At 63.9% G+C, this 15276-nt stretch carries 14 protein-coding genes; 5 read left to right on the top strand and 9 right to left on the bottom strand.

The annotated features are described in order from the left end of the window. Window positions 1–19: 19 nt before the first annotated feature. Together modA and ACEN8U_RS01115 are read right to left on the bottom strand one after the other, a co-directional pair. A complete protein-coding gene (gene modA, locus ACEN8U_RS01120; RefSeq protein ID WP_310112133.1) occupies window positions 20–793 on the bottom strand; it encodes a molybdate ABC transporter substrate-binding protein in 774 nt (257 codons plus the stop codon). Between the two features lie 132 nt (window positions 794–925). Next, window positions 926–1627, bottom strand: a complete 702-nt coding sequence (locus ACEN8U_RS01115; protein WP_310112131.1) for a phosphatase PAP2 family protein — start codon at window positions 1625–1627, stop codon at window positions 926–928. A 405-nt stretch (window positions 1628–2032) separates the two neighbouring features. Here ACEN8U_RS01115 and ACEN8U_RS01110 point away from each other — a divergent pair, with 405 nt between their 5' ends. Both ACEN8U_RS01110 and ACEN8U_RS01105 read left to right on the top strand, forming a co-directional pair. Continuing rightward, window positions 2033–3220, top strand: a complete 1188-nt coding sequence (locus tag ACEN8U_RS01110) for a PHB depolymerase family esterase (protein WP_310112129.1) — start codon at window positions 2033–2035, stop codon at window positions 3218–3220. 107 nt (window positions 3221–3327) lie between these two features. Continuing rightward, a complete protein-coding gene (locus ACEN8U_RS01105; protein ID WP_310112127.1) occupies window positions 3328–3504 on the top strand; it encodes a DUF3563 family protein in 177 nt (58 codons plus the stop codon). A gap of 133 nt (window positions 3505–3637) precedes the next feature. Here ACEN8U_RS01105 and ACEN8U_RS01100 read toward each other — a convergent pair whose 3' ends face one another. From ACEN8U_RS01100 to ACEN8U_RS01085, 4 genes are all read right to left on the bottom strand, one after another. After that, window positions 3638–5137 carry a deoxyribodipyrimidine photo-lyase gene (locus tag ACEN8U_RS01100; protein ID WP_310112126.1) on the bottom strand — a complete coding sequence of 500 codons (1500 nt, stop codon included), beginning with the start codon at window positions 5135–5137 and terminating at the stop codon, window positions 3638–3640. A 152-nt stretch (window positions 5138–5289) separates the two neighbouring features. Further along, complete coding sequence (locus tag ACEN8U_RS01095; RefSeq protein WP_028362131.1) at window positions 5290–6099, bottom strand: BPSS1780 family membrane protein; 810 nt, start codon at window positions 6097–6099, stop codon at window positions 5290–5292. Next, window positions 6090–7085: a homoserine kinase gene (locus ACEN8U_RS01090; RefSeq protein WP_013591416.1), complete on the bottom strand. Its 996-nt coding sequence runs from the start codon at window positions 7083–7085 to the stop codon at window positions 6090–6092. The genes ACEN8U_RS01095 and ACEN8U_RS01090 overlap by 10 nt, the downstream gene beginning before the upstream one ends. Before the next feature lie 225 nt (window positions 7086–7310). Next, window positions 7311–7706 carry a hypothetical protein gene (locus ACEN8U_RS01085; RefSeq protein WP_013591417.1) on the bottom strand — a complete coding sequence of 132 codons (396 nt, stop codon included), beginning with the start codon at window positions 7704–7706 and terminating at the stop codon, window positions 7311–7313. A gap of 200 nt (window positions 7707–7906) precedes the next feature. On the opposite strand from ACEN8U_RS01085, the gene ACEN8U_RS01080 reads away from it, so the two are divergent. Further along, complete coding sequence (locus tag ACEN8U_RS01080; protein ID WP_013591418.1) at window positions 7907–9433, top strand: AMP nucleosidase; 1527 nt, start codon at window positions 7907–7909, stop codon at window positions 9431–9433. 45 nt (window positions 9434–9478) lie between these two features. On the opposite strand, the gene ACEN8U_RS01075 is transcribed toward ACEN8U_RS01080, so the two are convergent. Beyond that, on the bottom strand, window positions 9479–10006 hold the full coding sequence (locus ACEN8U_RS01075; protein ID WP_310112122.1) for a chromate transporter: 528 nt from the start codon (window positions 10004–10006) through the stop codon (window positions 9479–9481). After that, window positions 10003–10572: a chromate transporter gene (locus ACEN8U_RS01070; RefSeq protein WP_310112120.1), complete on the bottom strand. Its 570-nt coding sequence runs from the start codon at window positions 10570–10572 to the stop codon at window positions 10003–10005. Before ACEN8U_RS01070 ends, ACEN8U_RS01075 begins: the two co-directional genes overlap by 4 nt. Window positions 10573–10669: 97 nt before the next feature. Between ACEN8U_RS01070 and ACEN8U_RS01065 the strand changes: the two genes are divergently transcribed. Beyond that, window positions 10670–11602, top strand: a complete 933-nt coding sequence (locus ACEN8U_RS01065; RefSeq protein WP_310112118.1) for a transcriptional regulator GcvA — start codon at window positions 10670–10672, stop codon at window positions 11600–11602. A gap of 83 nt (window positions 11603–11685) precedes the next feature. On the opposite strand, the gene ACEN8U_RS01060 is transcribed toward ACEN8U_RS01065, so the two are convergent. Next, the gene (locus ACEN8U_RS01060) at window positions 11686–12429 is read right to left on the bottom strand and encodes a TIGR00730 family Rossman fold protein (protein ID WP_013342013.1); all 744 of its coding nucleotides are present in this window, start codon (window positions 12427–12429) and stop codon (window positions 11686–11688) included. A 1-nt stretch (window position 12430) separates the two neighbouring features. Between ACEN8U_RS01060 and polA the strand changes: the two genes are divergently transcribed. Continuing rightward, window positions 12431–15172, top strand: a complete 2742-nt coding sequence (gene polA, locus ACEN8U_RS01055; RefSeq protein WP_310112116.1) for a DNA polymerase I — start codon at window positions 12431–12433, stop codon at window positions 15170–15172. The last annotated feature ends 104 nt before the right edge of the window (window positions 15173–15276 follow it).

Raw genomic sequence — 15276 nt, 5'->3', positions numbered from 1 at the left:
CCGTGTCGGCGTGTGTGGATCAGTGAGCCGGCTTGAAGCCGTACTTTGCGAGTACCGCCTGACCGGCCGGCGACAGCACGAAGTCGACGAAGGCCTGCGCGTCCGCCGCGTGGCGGCTGCCTTCCACTTGCGCGATCGGATAGGTGATCGGCGTTTGCGTCGGCACGCTCAGCGCCACTTTCACCTTGCCGGGCACGATGGCGGCATCGGTGCCGAAGACGAAACCGGCGTCGACTTCGCCACGCGACACATAATCGAGACTCTGACGCACATTGGCCGCGAGCACGGCCTTCGCGCTCACGGCGTCCCACACGCCCGCCGCTTGCAGCGCGCCTTGCGTGTAGCGGCCGACGGGCACGGACGCCGGATCGCCATAAGCAATCCGCTTGACGTTCGACGACGCCAGCTCATTCAGGCTCGACGGCGCGAAACGGCTGTCTACCGGCACGATGAGTACGAGCGAGTTGGCCGCGAAATCGTGGCGCGTGGCCGGCACGATGACTTTCTCGGCGGCGCCTTTGTCCATGGCCTTCTGATCCGCGGAGGCGAAGACGTCGGCGGGTGCGCCCTTGGCGATCTGCTGCATCAGGACGTCGGAAGCGCCGAAGTTGAGCAGCACCTTGGTGCCCGCGTGCTGCTTCTCGAAGGCTTCGCTCACGGCCTTGAATGCGTTGGTCAGGCTGGCGGCGGCCGAGACGACCAGCTCGTCGGCGCGTGCGTTGGCGCTAAAGACAAGGCAAATAGCGCCGGCGGCCCATAGCGCTTGTTTCAGCAGACGGCGGGACGGTGTCATGAACGTGTGAAAGTCCGGCGCGCGCCGGAGCGGTGGTTAAAACGTCTATCGTAATATACACGAGGTTATAGCGCGGGCATGACGGACATTCGGCCGGTCAAATACTGCGGCGCAAGCCGGACCGGCAAAGATTCACACGTGAAGGGAAGCGGGCGGCGCGAGGGTGTTGCGCGTTTGCGAGAGCGGGGCGGCGGCCGGCCGGACGTCGCGTACGGCCTTCCATTTCGCGCGGATAAACGGCCGCTCATGGCCGGACACTTTCAGCGCGATGTGGGTCACCCAGCGCTGCGTCGGCACATGCACGCCGTGCATCAACACAGCGAGCACCATCAGGCTCACCGCGACGGGAAACGCGGAAAGGCGCTCGGGCTGGGCCTTCCATGCCATCCGCACGAACAGCAGCGCAGCGAGCGCGCCGACGAGACAGCCGGTGATGGCTTCCGAAGGCGAATGCGCGCTCAGCACGACGCGCGACAAGCCCACCGCCATACCGGCGGCGAGGCCGAGCAGCACGCCCAGCACCCGGACGGAGGGATGCGTTCGCAGCAGAATCAGGAACAGGGCGACCGGATACACCGCCGTAGAGAGCATGGCGTGGCCGCTCACGCCCGTGAAATCGAGCTCGCGCACGCCCACGCCCCAGCCGAGGAATGCCAGCTTTGTGACGGTCACGAGCCCAATGGCCGCGCCGAGCAACAGCAGCCAGCCCGCCGCCATACGCCACGTGTAGCCGACCGCCAGCCACAGCGCGATGGCGAACGCGAGCGGCAGCGTCATACCGGCGCCGCCGAGGCTGGTGATGGAGTACCACAGGTGGTCGGACAATTCGGGCATCGGGACAGGCGATCAGAGCCGCATAGAATTATGGATATCACACTGCAACGCGCGAACGGCATGAATCGCCGACGCGCCGGGATAACCGCCAGTATAGACGGGCTGTGCCGGCGGCTGGCGCCGGGCAAAAAAGCTTTTTGCCGCGGGACGTTAGCTTGCTAACAGGGCAGCTCAGGGCCAGCTCGCACTTGGATAGCGGCGCGCCGGCAAGGTTCATCGGCGGCTGTCGCGGGTAGCCTGCGGCGGGCTGGCGGCTGCCCGTTGGCGGCCGGTGATGGGCACGGTTGGCAGCGGCGGAATTCGTTTGAAGCGTCCTGCATAGCGTGCGGATTGATGTTATTGTGCATTGCACAAGAAGCACATTTCGTCCCACCATCCTGCCCCTTTTTGCGAGGTTTTGCGCCGATGGCAAAAAGTCTATCGAACATCTGGCTTCGCGGTTTGAAGCGCCTGCTGGCGATTCAAACCGAGCACGCGCAGAAGACCGCGAAGCGCACCACCACGCGCCCAGCCCGTCCGGCGACCAGCAAGCCGTCGACCAAAGTCCGCCCGCTCAAGTCCGCGGCGCTCCGTGCGCCGGCCAAACGCGAGGCGCCGCGCCAGAGCGCGCGCGAATCGCGGGTTCGTCCGCGCGCGGCGGCGTGGGCGAGCGGCGCCTGGACGCGCTCGTTTCATTCGGCGCCCGCGGCGCCCGGGCGGCTCGTCAATCATCTGCAATATGGTTTGTATGTGCCGTCGGGCCATGCGCTCGACAGCATGCCGCTCGTCGTGATGCTGCACGGCTGCACGCAATCCATCGACGAATTCGCCCAAGGCACGCGCATGAACGTGCTGGCGGACCGCTACGGCTTTGCCGTGGTTTATCCGGAACAGTCGAAGCACGCGCATTCGCACCGCTGCTGGCATTGGTACGACGCAGGCGAAAGCGCGGGCGGCGCGGAGGCGCGCGCGGTTGTGTCGCTTGTCGATGCCCTCGTTGCCCAGCATGGGTTCGACAGCGAGCGGGTGTACGTCGCCGGAATTTCAGCCGGCGCCGGGCTGACGGCGCTGCTGGCGCTGCATTTTCCGGAGCGCTTCGCGGCGGTTGCGCTGCATTCCGGGCCCGCTTTCGGCGAGGCCCGCTCCGGCATCACCGCCATGGACGTGATGCGGCGCGGGGCGCGGCGCGACCCCGTCGAACTCGTCGACGAGGTGGCCGATGTGGCGCATTACCCCGGCATGCCGGCGATCATCATCCACGGCGACGCCGACCATGTGGTCGCGCCGGTCAATGCCGACCAGCTTGCGACGCAATTTTTGCGGCTCAACCGGATGATCGATCCGACCGGCGCGCGCAAAGCCGGCGAGTTGCGCGAAGAGCGCAAAGGCGGCGTGACGATGCGCGACTATTTCCGCAGCGGGCGGCGCGTGGTGCGCGTGTGCCGCGTGCAAGGGCTCGCGCACGCGTGGGCCGGCGGCGACGACGCCGTGCCGTTCCATTCGTCGAAAGGTCCGGACGCGAGCGCGATGATCTGGGAATTCTTCAAGCACCAGCGGCGCGTGGGGGCAGGCGTCGAGGAAAGCGGCGCGGCGCCTTGGTTCTACGCCCGGTGACGTTTGAACAACACTTCGAAATCAGTGCTGGCGCACTCCTAGGGTTTTCCCTATAATACGGGTTATCCCTTAGGCGTTAACGCCTAAACTCATTGTCGAGGTTGACCATGTACCTGCTTACCCGCCTGTTCCTGTTTCTGACGAAGTCGCCCGAACAACTCGCCAAAGAGCGCGCAGACGCGTTCCTCGCTGAAGCAACGGACCTGTACGACCTGGAATTCCGCATGCGCAAGCTGGATCGCGAAACGAGCTTCCGCCAGCCGTCGTGGATGAGCCAGCACTAAGCTGAACGCCTTCAGTGAAGCATCGGCGGTAATAATAGACGCCGGTGCACGGCGCGAGCGTTTCGCTTTCTGCGCCTCGGGCTCATGCCCAGTCTTTCTCCGGTCGGACTGTTGCACCCTTGTGAGCGTGTGCTCACTTACCGAAACGGGCTAGCGTCCGCGCCCTTGCGTGCGCGTGGTCCACAATCGGGGCCGGGTAGTTGTCGCCCAGCGCAACACCGAATTCCGCCAGCCGTTGCGCGCCTGCCAGCCACGGCGCATGAATCCATTTCGCCGGCAGCTTGCCCAGTTGCGGCAGATAGCGTTTGATAAACCGGCCGTCGGCATCGAACCTTTCCGACTGCGTGATCGGATTGAAGATGCGGAAATAGGGCTGCGCATCGCATCCCGTCGAAGCCGCCCACTGCCAGCCGCCGTTATTCGCGGCGAAATCATAGTCGTTCAATTGTTCGGCGAAATAGCGCTCGCCGAGCCGCCAGTCGACACCCAGATCCTTGACCAGAAAACTCGCCGTCACCATGCGCAGGCGGTTGTGCATGTAGCCGGTGCGGTTCAGTTGCAGCATCGCGGCGTCGATCAGCGGGTAGCCCGTGCGGCCATCGCACCACGCGGCAAAGGCGGCGTCCGCCTCAGGACCCTGCTCCCACCGCAGCCGGTCGTACTCCTCCTTGAACGACGCGCCGCCCGCGAGCCTCGGGTGATGCGCAAGGATCATGAAGTAAAAATCCCGCCAGATGAGCTCCGACAGCCACGTCGCCGCGCCACGGCCGTCCGGCTGCAGGGACATTTCATGCGCGAGCCGCGCGAGCGTGCGGATCGATACGGTGCCGAAGCGCAAATGCACCGAGAGGTAGCTCGGACCCTTGACGGCCGGAAAATCGCGCCGTTCGGCGTAGCTGTCGATTCGCGTGAGAAAGTCGTCCAGCAGCCGCTGTGCGCCGCTCATGCCCGTGGGCAAGTCCAGCTCCGCGAGATTGCCCGGAGCGAAGCCGAGTTGTTCGAGCGTCGGCAACTGCCTGTTCAGGGCCGGCGGCAACGAGGCCAGACGATTCGCGTAAGTTTCGACCGGGTAGGGCTTGAGATCGAAGCTCGTCAATTGTTTGAGCCAGGCGTTCTTGTATGGCGTGAAGACGGTAAACGGCTTGTTCTGACCGGTCAGCAGTTCCGCGCGCTCGAAAATCACCTGATCCTTGAACGTGAGAAACGTGCGCCCCGTTTCTGCCAGGCGCTCGCGCACCGCTTCGTCGCGTTCGATGGCGGCGGGTTCGTAGTCGTGGTTGGTCCATACCGCGTCGACGCGCAACTGATCGGCGAGCTTCGGCACGAGATCCGCCGGGTCGCCATACAACACGACGAGGCCGCCGCCTTGCGCGCGCAGTGCCTCGTCGAGTTCGCGCAGCGAGCCAAAAATGAACTCGACACGCCGGTCCTGCGCCTGCGTGCCCGGATGACGCGTCTGCCACCTGTCGACGAGCGGTTGCAGTATCGTCGTATCGAACACGAACACGCACCAGACGCGCTCGCAATGTTTGAGCGCGTAGTAGAGCGCGGCGTTATCGGTTGTACGCAGGTCGCGGCGGAACCAGACCAGACCGGTGTCGAAGCTGTCGTTCAGATGGCGGACGCGTGTCATCGGCAAGTGGAGCGGTAAACGGCTGTTTGCGGAGCGGGCTTACGCAGGTCTGAACGGATGCGACCGCCGCCGCAGGCACAGCGCTCACGCGAGCAAGCGGAACCCGGCCGCCCGTTGTTCGTACCGCGGCCGAAGTCACGCCCTCAAAGGTTTCAGGCCGCCGGCGTGGTCGGCAGATCCGGCGTTTGCGGCGTTTGCACGCCGTAGCAGCCGCGATACGTCGCGTAAAACGAGCAATACAGCATGGTGGTGACGATCATCGTCGCGGGCATCAGCACGGCAAAGGCGAAGTCGCCCGCGCCGAGTCCCTGCATCAGCGCCGACAAGCCGAGCGATACGGTCATCGCCACGGCGAACCACAGCGCGCCGAATACGATGAACGCGCCGCGATTGCGCCAGCAGCTGACGAGGCTGAAGAACATGGCCTTGATGGGCGGCACGTCATGCCACGCCGCGAGAATCGGCGAGAACCAGAAAAGCATGGCCACCGGAACGTAGAACGCGAAGGCCGTGACCACGGCAAGCGGCATGTTGCTGTTGGCCAGCGCCTCGGGGTCGAGGGCCCCGCCCGCGCCGAGCATCACCTTGAGCAGCATGCCGCCGTCGGCGAGCGCGGAGCCCGCCAGCACCAGCGCCATCGCGATCACATAGAACACGCCGAGCACGATCAGCCGGCGCGCCACCACCGGGCCGTACGAGCGGAAGCCGTCCACGAGAATGGTCGGGAACACCGGCTTGCCGGCGATCGTGTTGCGGCATGCCGCCATGAAACCGACCGCCACGCCGGGAATGAACGCGAGCGGCAACACGCTGCCGATCAGCGGAATTTGCGCGACGAGCGTCATCACCAGCAGGTAGGTGAAGAAGAGCGTCAGAAACGCGAGCGGATTCTTGCGAAACAGCCAGATGCCTTGCCGGAACCATACATAGCCGGCTTTCGCGGGGACTTCGATCAGTTGCATGAGGTATGAATGCCAGGAAGTGCGACGCCGGACAGGCGTTCGCGCAGAATGCGTTCGAAGTGGCCGGGGTCGTGCGGTTTGAGCAGCTCGGCCGCGCGCGGCAAATAAAAATCATACAGGCGCGAGACCCAGAAACGGTATGCGCCTGCCCGCAGCATGTCGCCCCAATGGCGGTTTTCCTCGGCGGTGAAGGGCCGCACGGTCTGATACGCGCGCAACATCGCTTCCGTGCGCGCCTCATCGAGCTTGCCCGTGGCGAGGTCCACGCACCAGTCGTTGACGGTCACCGCGACGTCGAACAGCCACTTGTCGCAGCCGGCGAAGTAAAAGTCGAAGAAGCCGCCGAGCCGCACTTCGTGGCCCGTCTCCGGCGCGGCGTGCGCGAACATCGCGTTGTCGCGGAACAGGTCGGCGTGGCAGGGGCCTTCGGGCAGCGCGGCGTAATCGGCGGAGGCAAAGAACGCCTCCTGATACGCGAGTTCGGAGGACAGCAGCTCACGCTGCTCGCCTTCCAGAAACGGCAGGATGGTCGGCACCGTTTCCTTCCACCACGGCAGGCTGCGCAGATTCGGCTGATAGCCGGTGTAATCGCGCCCGGCCAGATGCATGCGAGCCAGCATCTGCCCGACCTCGATGCAATGCTCGACGCCCGGCGCGAGTTCCGGCGCGCCTTCGAGTTTCGTCACGATCGCCGCGGGCTTGCCGAGCAGCATGCCGAAGAGAGAACCGTCCTCGCGCGGCATCGGGTCCGGCACGGGCACACGGTGAGCGGCCAGATGCCGCATCAGGTCCAGATAGAACGGCAGTTGCTCGGCTGTGAGCTTTTCGAAGATGGTGAGGACGTATTCGCCGCGCGTCGTCGTCAGAAAAAAATTGCTGTTTTCGATGCCGGATGAAATGCCGCGAAATTCGACGACCTCCCCCAGATCGTAATGGCGCATCCAGTCTGCAAGTTGGGATTCGGTGACAGCGGTGAAGACAGCCATGCGGAAAACGTCGGATCAGGTTGGTCGGGCTGGCGCGATTCGGCCAGCGGAATGCGTGCGGTGGTCAAGGCAGCGGCGAACGCGCGAAGGGCGGGTCCGCAAACGGCAGCGGGATTCACGGCAACAGCGGTCTTGAAACGGTTACAGCTAAGCCGCGGCACGCCAGCCGCGGATGCTCGATGAAAACAACGAGGCGGGCGAGGCCGGCGCCCCGGCCCGCATCGATCAATAAGTGAGGTTCACCGACGGCAAACGCGTGCTCGCACGACCGTTGTCGCGCACGGCGGGCGACGTGTCGAGCGGCGCGCTCATGTGATAGCGCGTGCCGAGGTTCGAATGCACGTTGATTTCGACGGGCTTGCCTTTGTCGCGGTATTCGGTGATTTCAGTGCCGTTCGCGCTGCGCTCGTAAAAGCTCGGCGTGCGCGGGACGTTGATTTCGACCTTCGAGCTGACCTCAGCGGCCGGCCGGTTGATCTTGTCCAGATCGGGCAGGCCGGCGCGTTCGTTGGCGGACTGCGGGGCGCCCGGGGGCGGCGTGTCGTCGACGGGCTGGGCAGCCATCGCGGCGTTGCCAAAGGCCACGGCCAGTGCAACGGCGACGGGAAGGAGCGGCTTCATGGTGATTCTCCGGAATGGTGCCCCGATTCTAGCAAATCCAGCCTCTGCCACGGGCGCGATCCCCTTATTTTGCGCCGCTTTCGCGCGACGCGTCCGCCATCTTCGGGCGCCCGCGGCAGCGCGTGCCGCGCGGGCGGCGCGGTCATTTGGCGAACCCGGGTTCCGTGGTAATGTCATCTCATCAATAGAGGCGAACGAAGATGAACAACGATACCAATCAACGCGCGGTGCAAACTCCCGCCAACAGTTTCCCGACTGAATCCTTCGACGATGCTGCCGAAGCTGTCACCCGCCTGTCGGCGATTTACGAAGCGAACACCTCTTTCCTGCGCGACGCCTTCGCGCGCTATCGCCGCAACGAACTGTTCGAGCGCCGGGTGCGCGCATGCTACCCATTCGTGCGCGTGTGCACCGAAGTGAACACGCATATCGACTCGCGCCGCTCGTATGGTTTCGTCGCGGGGCCCGGCGTATTCGAGACCACGGTCACGCGGCCCGATCTGTTCGGCAACTACTATCGTGAGCAACTGCGGCTGCTTGCCAAGAACCATCATGTGAAGATCGAGGTCGGCGTTTCGACGCAACCCATTCCGATTCATTTTGCCTTTGCGGAGGGCATTCACCTCGAAGGCGATCTGGATCGCGAGCGTCTTTTCCTCATGCGCGACGTGTTCGACACGCCGGACCTCGCGCTGCTCGACGACCGCATTGTGAACGGCACGTATGAGCCGCTGCCCGGTGAGCCGCATCCGCTTGCGTTGTTCACGGCGGCGCGCGTGGACTTCTCGCTGCATCGGCTGAAGCATTACACGGCGACCTCGCCCACGCATTGCCAGAACTACGTGCTGTACACGAACTACCAGTTCTATATCGACGAATTCGTCAAGCTCGGCCGCACGATGATGGCCCATACCGACGACGAGGAACTGCGCGCCTATCGCAGCGAATACACGTCGTTCGTCGAGCCGGGCGACGTCGTCACGTACAACGAGAATCTCGGCGAGCAGGCGCAGGAAGGCACCGCGCCGCCGCGTCTGCCGCAAATGCCCGCGTATCACCTGAAGCGCGCGGACGGCAGCGGCATCACGATGATCAACATCGGCGTGGGGCCGTCGAATGCGAAGACCATCACCGATCACATTGCCGTGCTGCGTCCGCATGCGTGGATCATGCTCGGGCACTGCGCGGGTCTGCGCAACACGCAGCGCCTCGGCGACTACGTGCTCGCGCACGGCTATGTGCGCGAGGACCACGTGCTCGACGCCGACTTGCCGCTGTGGGTGCCGATTCCGGCGCTCGCCGAAGTGCAGGTCGCGCTCGAACGCGCGGTCGCGCAGGTCACGCAGCTCGACGGCGTGGAGCTGAAACGCGTGATGCGCACGGGCACCGTCGCGAGTGTCGACAACCGCAACTGGGAACTGCGCGATCATCGCGAGCCGGTGCAGCGGCTGTCGCAAAGCCGCGCGATTGCGCTCGACATGGAAAGCGCGACCATCGCCGCGAATGGATTCCGCTTCCGTGTGCCTTACGGCACCTTGCTATGCGTGTCCGACAAACCGCTGCACGGCGAACTGAAGCTGCCCGGCATGGCCGACCAGTTTTATCGCGCGCAGGTCGATCAGCATCTGCAGATCGGCGTGAAGGCGATGGAGCTGTTGCGCGAGAACGGACTGCATCGTTTGCATAGCCGCAAGCTGCGCAGTTTCGCGGAAGTGGCGTTTCAGTAAGCCGGCTTTGGCGAGCGCGCGGTGCGGGCGCTGCGCGCGCCCTGCTTACTGCCCAAAGCCCGTCAGCCCGATCAGGCTACCCGCCGCCAGCAGCCACAGCGGATGAACGCGCGTCTTCAGCGCGATCGCTGCTGTGACCGCGGTAATCGCCCATGCAATGGCGGTCGAATCCGACGCTTGCGCGATCAGCGCAGCGCTCGCCGCGACGATGCCGGCCGTTACCGGCACCAGTCCCCATTGCGCGTAGCGCCGCCACGGCCGGTCCTTGAAGCGGTCCCACGCGTGCAGCGCGAGAATCGTCACGATCGAAGACGGTCCGAACTTCGCGATCGACGTGACGAGCATGCCCGGCCAACCGGCCACATGCCATCCAATCAGCGTCACGATCATCAGGTTCGGGCCGGGCGCGGCTTGCGCGAGCGCGAAGAGCGCGCTGAATTCGCTGGCCGGCATCCAGTGATGCACCTCGACCACCTGGCGCTGCATCTCCGGAAGAATGGTGTTGCCGCCGCCGAATGCGAGTAGCGAAAGCTGGCTGAAAATGATGGCGAGCGAAACGAGAGTGCCGTTCATTGCGCATTCCTCGATGCAACGTAGATGCTGAGCGGCGTCAACACCAGCATGGTGGGCAAGAGCGGCAGCCGCAGGATGGCAATCGCGATGAAGCCGAGCGCGGCGATGAGCGCGGCCATCGGCTTGTGACGCAACGGCAGCAGGATTTTCACGGCCATCGAAATAAGCAGGCCCGCCGCCGCGGCCGCCAGCCCCGCAAACAGATGACGCACGTGCGGGTCGTCTTGCGTGTGCTCGTACAGCACGCCCAGGCCGATCACGACGAGCGACGGTCCCGCAATCAGTCCGAGTATGCCGGCGAGCGCGCCCGGGATGCCGCGAAAGCGCATGCCCACGGCCACCGACAGATTGATCACATTGCCGCCCGGCAGGAATTGGCAAAGGCCGAGCAGATCGGTGAAGTCTTCGGCGCTTAGCCAGCGGCGCTGTTCGACGAGCGCGCGGCGCGCAAGCGGCAGTGCGCCCCCGAATGAGATGAGCCCGAGGCCGAGAAAACCGCCGAAAATCTCCCGCAGTGTGGGCTTGCGTGCCTCTGCGGAATCGAGTGAGGTGAGGTTCTGGTCCATATTGCTTCGCTTCCCGTTCAAGCTCGGAAGATTAGCGCCGAACCGCCGCGCGACAAAACGATTTTTGGGCGCGGCTTTGTGATCTAGAATCACAAGCATGGCTCGCAATCTCCCTCCCTTTCCCGCACTGCGCGCCTTTGAGGCCGCGGCGCGTCATGAAAGCTTCAGCGCCGCCGCCAACGAGCTGCATGTGACTCACGGTGCAATCAGTCGGCAGGTCGCAGCGTTTGAGGCGTGGCTCGGCGTGCAGGTGTTCCAGCGTCACGGCAAGCGTGTCCGGTTGACGGGCGACGGCCGCCGCTATCTCTCCACGGTTCAGGCCGCGTTCGACAGCATCGCGCACGCCACGGACCAACTGCGCGACACCGGCGTCGTGCATGTGCTGCGCGTGAATGCGCTGCCCACCTTTGCAATGAAGTGGCTGCTGCCGCGCCTGCATCAGTTTCAGCGCAAGGTGCCGAACGTCGAGCTGAGGCTTGCAACGTCGAATGCGCCCGTGGAAAGACTGGACAGTTTCGACGTTGCGGTGCGGCGCGGTCCCGCGCACTGGCCGAACTGCGTGAGCGGCCATTTTCTCGGCGAAACCGAGGTGCCCGTGTGCAGTCCTGCGCTGCTGCAGCGCTCGCCGATCCGCACCGCCGACGATCTCGCGCGGCACGTCTTGCTGCATTCGGACACACGGCCTGATGCGTGGGGCAACTGGTTGGCGGCGGCGGGCGTCACGGCGAAATGCCGCAAGAAGCAGTCGTTCGATCACTTCTATCTGGCGTTGCAGGCCGCGGTGGATGGACTTGGCGTCGCGCTCGGCCCCTTGCCTCTATTGGCGGATGAACTCGCGTCAGGCCGCCTCGTCTTGCCGCTTGCCGGACCGCGCCTGGACGCGCGCGGCTATTGGTGGGTCGCGCGGCGCGAGGTCGCGAATGCGCCGCTCGTCGCGCAGTTCTGCGAATGGTTGCAAGCGCAAGGCGATCAGGGCGAGGGCACTGACACGCAAGCCGAGGCGCATGCTCAAGCTTCGCCGCAGACCTGAAACAAAAACGGGCAGCACACAGGCTGCCCGTTCGGCGTCCAGTTACGCGCGTGAGCGCGGACAAGTCACGCTAGACCCACACGTTACAGATAGAACATCCGGTCTTCTTCGGACTTGGTCGGCTGCGGCTCGGCGCCTTCGCGATCCTCGTAGAACTTCAGCACCGCTTCGAGCACCTGATCCGGATCGTCGATCACCTGCATGAGGTCGATGTCGGTCGGATTGATGAGGCCCATTGGCGTGAGCGAATTCTTGAACCACGCGAGCAGGCCCTCCCAGAACTCGGCGCCCACCAGAATGATCGGCACGTGGCGCGACTTCTTGGTTTGAATGAGCGTGAGCACTTCGGCCAGTTCGTCGAGCGTACCGAAACCGCCGGGCATGACGATGACCGCGTCGGAGTTCTTGACGAACGTGACCTTGCGCGTGAAGAAGTGGCGGAAACGCAGCGAGATGTCCTGCCACTGGTTGCCGGACTGCTCATGCGGCAATTCGATATTCAGCCCGACCGAGGGCGCCTTGCCCGCATGCGCGCCTTTATTCGCGGCTTCCATGATGCCGGGGCCGCCGCCGGAGATCACGGCGAAGCCCGCATCCGAAAGTTTGCGCGCGATCTGCGTGGCCAGTTTGTAGTACGGCGAGTTCGGTTTCAGGCGTGCTGAACCGTAGATGCTGACAGCCGGGCGAATCTCCGAGAGGTACTCGGTCGCCTCGATAAACTCTGCCATAATCGTGAACATCTGCCACGATGCGCGGGCCTTTTTTGCCGTTGCGCGCTCTTGATCTGCGAGTGAACGCAGACTCGGAATCACTTTTCTCTTAGTCATAATGCCTGAAGAACGAAGCCTTGAAGGTAAGACCCTGCTATTGGTCGACGGTTCGAGTTATCTGTACCGGGCCTACCATGCGATGCCTGATCTGCGCGGGCCCGACGGTGGCCCCACGGGTGCGCTCTACGGGATGATCAACATGCTGCGGCGCATGCGCAAGGAAGTCACAGCAGAGTATAGCGCGTGCGTGTTCGACGCCAAGGGCAAAACGTTTCGCGACGACTGGTATCCCGACTACAAGGCGAATCGTCCTTCCATGCCCGACGATCTCTCGCGGCAGATCGAGCCGATCCATGTGGCCGTGCGCGCGCTCGGCTGGCCGCTCCTGATGATCGACGGCGTGGAAGCCGACGACGTGATCGGCACGCTCAGCACCGAGGCGGAAAAGCGCGGCATGAACGTGATCGTGTCGACTGGGGACAAGGATCTGGCGCAGCTCGTGTCGGATCATGTCACCCTCATCAATACGATGACCAACGAAAAACTCGACCGCGCCGGCGTGCTTGCCAAGTTCGGCGTGCCGCCGGAGCGCATTGTCGACTACCTGTCGCTGATCGGCGATACCGTCGACAACGTGCCGGGCGTCGAGAAATGCGGGCCGAAAACCGCGCTCAAATGGCTTACGCAATACGAGTCGCTGGATGGCATCGTCGCACATGCTGGCGAGATCAAAGGTGCGGTAGGAGACAATCTGCGACGCGCGCTGGATTTCCTGCCGATGGCGCGCAAGCTCGTCACCGTCGAGCGCCATTGCGATCTGACCGATCACATCGCGTCCATCGAGGAAAACTTGCAGAGCCGCCCCGAGTCGCGGGAGGAACTGCGCGACGTGTTCACGCGCCACGGCTTCAAGACCTGGCTGCGCGAGGTCGAAATTGCCGACGCGGTGGAAGGCCCGGAAACCGATGTGCCGCCCGCGCTCACCGTCGACCACGAACGTCACTATGAAACCGTGCAGACCTGGGACCAATTCGACGCGTGGCTGCAAAGAGTCGAAGCGGCCGAGCTGACTTCGTTCGACACCGAGACTACGTCGCTCGATCCGATGACCGCGCAGATCGTGGGCTTGTCGTTCGCGGTCGAAGCGGGGCATGCCGCGTATGTGCCGGTTGCGCATCGCGGCCCGGACGCGCCAGTGCAACTGGCGCGCGACGAAGTGCTCGCGAAGCTCAAGCCGTGGCTCGAAAGCGCGAAGCACAAGAAGGTCGGTCAGCACCTGAAGTACGACGAACAGGTGCTCGCCAACTACGGCATTGAAATGCGCGGCATCGAGCACGACACGCTGCTGCAATCGTACGTGCTGGAATCGCACCGCCCGCATGACATGGACAACCTCGCGTTGCGCCATCTCGGCGTGAAGACGATCAAGTACGAAGACGTTGCGGGCAAGGGCGCGCAGCAAATCGGCTTCGACGAGGTCGCGCTCGACAAAGCCGCCGAATACGCGGCGGAAGACGCCGACATCACGTTGCGTCTGCATCAAACGCTGTACCCGCAACTCGCCGCGGAGAAGACGCTCGAGCATGTGTACCGCGACATTGAGGTGCCCACGTCGCGCGTGTTGCGCAAGATGGAGCGCACGGGCGTGTTGATCGACGCGGAAAAACTGCGTCTGCAGAGTAGCGAAATCGCCGCGCGCCTGATCGAGCTGGAAAGCGAGGCCTATGTGCTGGCCGGCGGCGAGTTCAACCTCGGTTCGCCGAAGCAGATCGGCCAGATCTTTTTCGAGCGGCTGGAGTTGCCGGTCGTCAAGAAGACGCCGAGCGGTGCACCTTCCACCGACGAAGAAGTGCTGCAAAAACTCGCCGAAGATTATCCGCTGCCCAAAATCCTGCTGGAACATCGCGGGTTGTCGAAGCTCAAGTCCACTTACACCGACAAACTGCCGCGCATGGTCAACGCCAGCACGGGCCGCGTGCATACGAACTATGCGCAGGCCGTCGCGGTGACGGGGCGTCTCGCGTCGAACGATCCTAACCTGCAGAACATTCCGGTGCGTACCGGCGAAGGCCGCCGCATTCGCGAGGCCTTTATCGCGCCGCCGGGCCACAAGCTCGTCTCCGCGGATTACTCGCAAATCGAGCTGCGCATCATGGCGCATATTTCGGGCGACGAATCATTGCTGCGCGCCTTCTCGCAGGGCGAAGACATTCACCGCGCGACCGCCTCCGAAATTTTCAGCGTGACGCCGCTGGAAGTGTCGAACGATCAGCGGCGTGTGGCCAAGGTCATCAACTTCGGCCTGATTTACGGCATGAGCTCGTTCGGCCTTGCGTCGAACCTGGGCATTACGCGCGATGCCGCGAAGCTGTACATCGACCGCTATTTCGCGCGTTACCCCGGCGTCGCCCGTTATATGGACGAGACGCGCCTGAGCGCGAAAGCCAAGGGTTATGTGGAAACCGTGTTCGGCCGCCGCCTGTGGCTGCCGGAAATCAACGGCGGCAATGGTCCGCGCCGCCAGGCCGCGGAGCGCGCGGCCATCAACGCGCCGATGCAGGGCACGGCCGCCGATCTCATCAAGCTCTCCATGATCGCGGTGCAGAAATGGATCGAAGAATCGAACATCGGCACGCGCATGATCATGCAGGTGCACGACGAACTGATTCTCGAAGTCCCCGACGAAGAACTGCCCGAGGTTCGCAAGCGTCTGCCCGAGCTGATGTGCGGCGTGGCGGCGCTGAAAGTGCCGCTCGTCGCCGAAGTCGGCGCGGGGCTCAACTGGGAAGAGGCGCATTGACGGCCGTGTGACGGCGCGCGATAACGTCGTGTGCATGTCACACATGCGTTTTCACAGCTTGTGACAAAGCGTGCTGCTCGCGGACAATCGGTAAAACACACGCG

Source organism: Paraburkholderia phenoliruptrix (assembly GCF_047325075.1).
Lineage (GTDB): Bacteria > Pseudomonadota > Gammaproteobacteria > Burkholderiales > Burkholderiaceae > Paraburkholderia > Paraburkholderia phenoliruptrix.
Note: the sequence above shows the minus strand (reverse complement) of the source record. Positions and strands in the feature narration are given on the sequence as shown.

Coding starts and splice junctions, on each gene's coding strand:
- modA (WP_310112133.1), bottom strand. CDS start 793: ATGACACCGTCCCGCCGTCTGCTGAAACAAGCGCTATGGGCCGCCGGC.
- ACEN8U_RS01115 (WP_310112131.1), bottom strand. CDS start 1,627: ATGCCCGAATTGTCCGACCACCTGTGGTACTCCATCACCAGCCTCGGC.
- ACEN8U_RS01110 (WP_310112129.1), top strand. CDS start 2,033: ATGGCAAAAAGTCTATCGAACATCTGGCTTCGCGGTTTGAAGCGCCTG.
- ACEN8U_RS01105 (WP_310112127.1), top strand. CDS start 3,328: ATGTACCTGCTTACCCGCCTGTTCCTGTTTCTGACGAAGTCGCCCGAA.
- ACEN8U_RS01100 (WP_310112126.1), bottom strand. CDS start 5,137: ATGACACGCGTCCGCCATCTGAACGACAGCTTCGACACCGGTCTGGTC.
- ACEN8U_RS01095 (WP_028362131.1), bottom strand. CDS start 6,099: ATGCAACTGATCGAAGTCCCCGCGAAAGCCGGCTATGTATGGTTCCGG.
- ACEN8U_RS01090 (WP_013591416.1), bottom strand. CDS start 7,085: ATGGCTGTCTTCACCGCTGTCACCGAATCCCAACTTGCAGACTGGATG.
- ACEN8U_RS01085 (WP_013591417.1), bottom strand. CDS start 7,706: ATGAAGCCGCTCCTTCCCGTCGCCGTTGCACTGGCCGTGGCCTTTGGC.
- ACEN8U_RS01080 (WP_013591418.1), top strand. CDS start 7,907: ATGAACAACGATACCAATCAACGCGCGGTGCAAACTCCCGCCAACAGT.
- ACEN8U_RS01075 (WP_310112122.1), bottom strand. CDS start 10,006: ATGAACGGCACTCTCGTTTCGCTCGCCATCATTTTCAGCCAGCTTTCG.
- ACEN8U_RS01070 (WP_310112120.1), bottom strand. CDS start 10,572: ATGGACCAGAACCTCACCTCACTCGATTCCGCAGAGGCACGCAAGCCC.
- ACEN8U_RS01065 (WP_310112118.1), top strand. CDS start 10,670: ATGGCTCGCAATCTCCCTCCCTTTCCCGCACTGCGCGCCTTTGAGGCC.
- ACEN8U_RS01060 (WP_013342013.1), bottom strand. CDS start 12,429: ATGACTAAGAGAAAAGTGATTCCGAGTCTGCGTTCACTCGCAGATCAA.
- polA (WP_310112116.1), top strand. CDS start 12,431: ATGCCTGAAGAACGAAGCCTTGAAGGTAAGACCCTGCTATTGGTCGAC.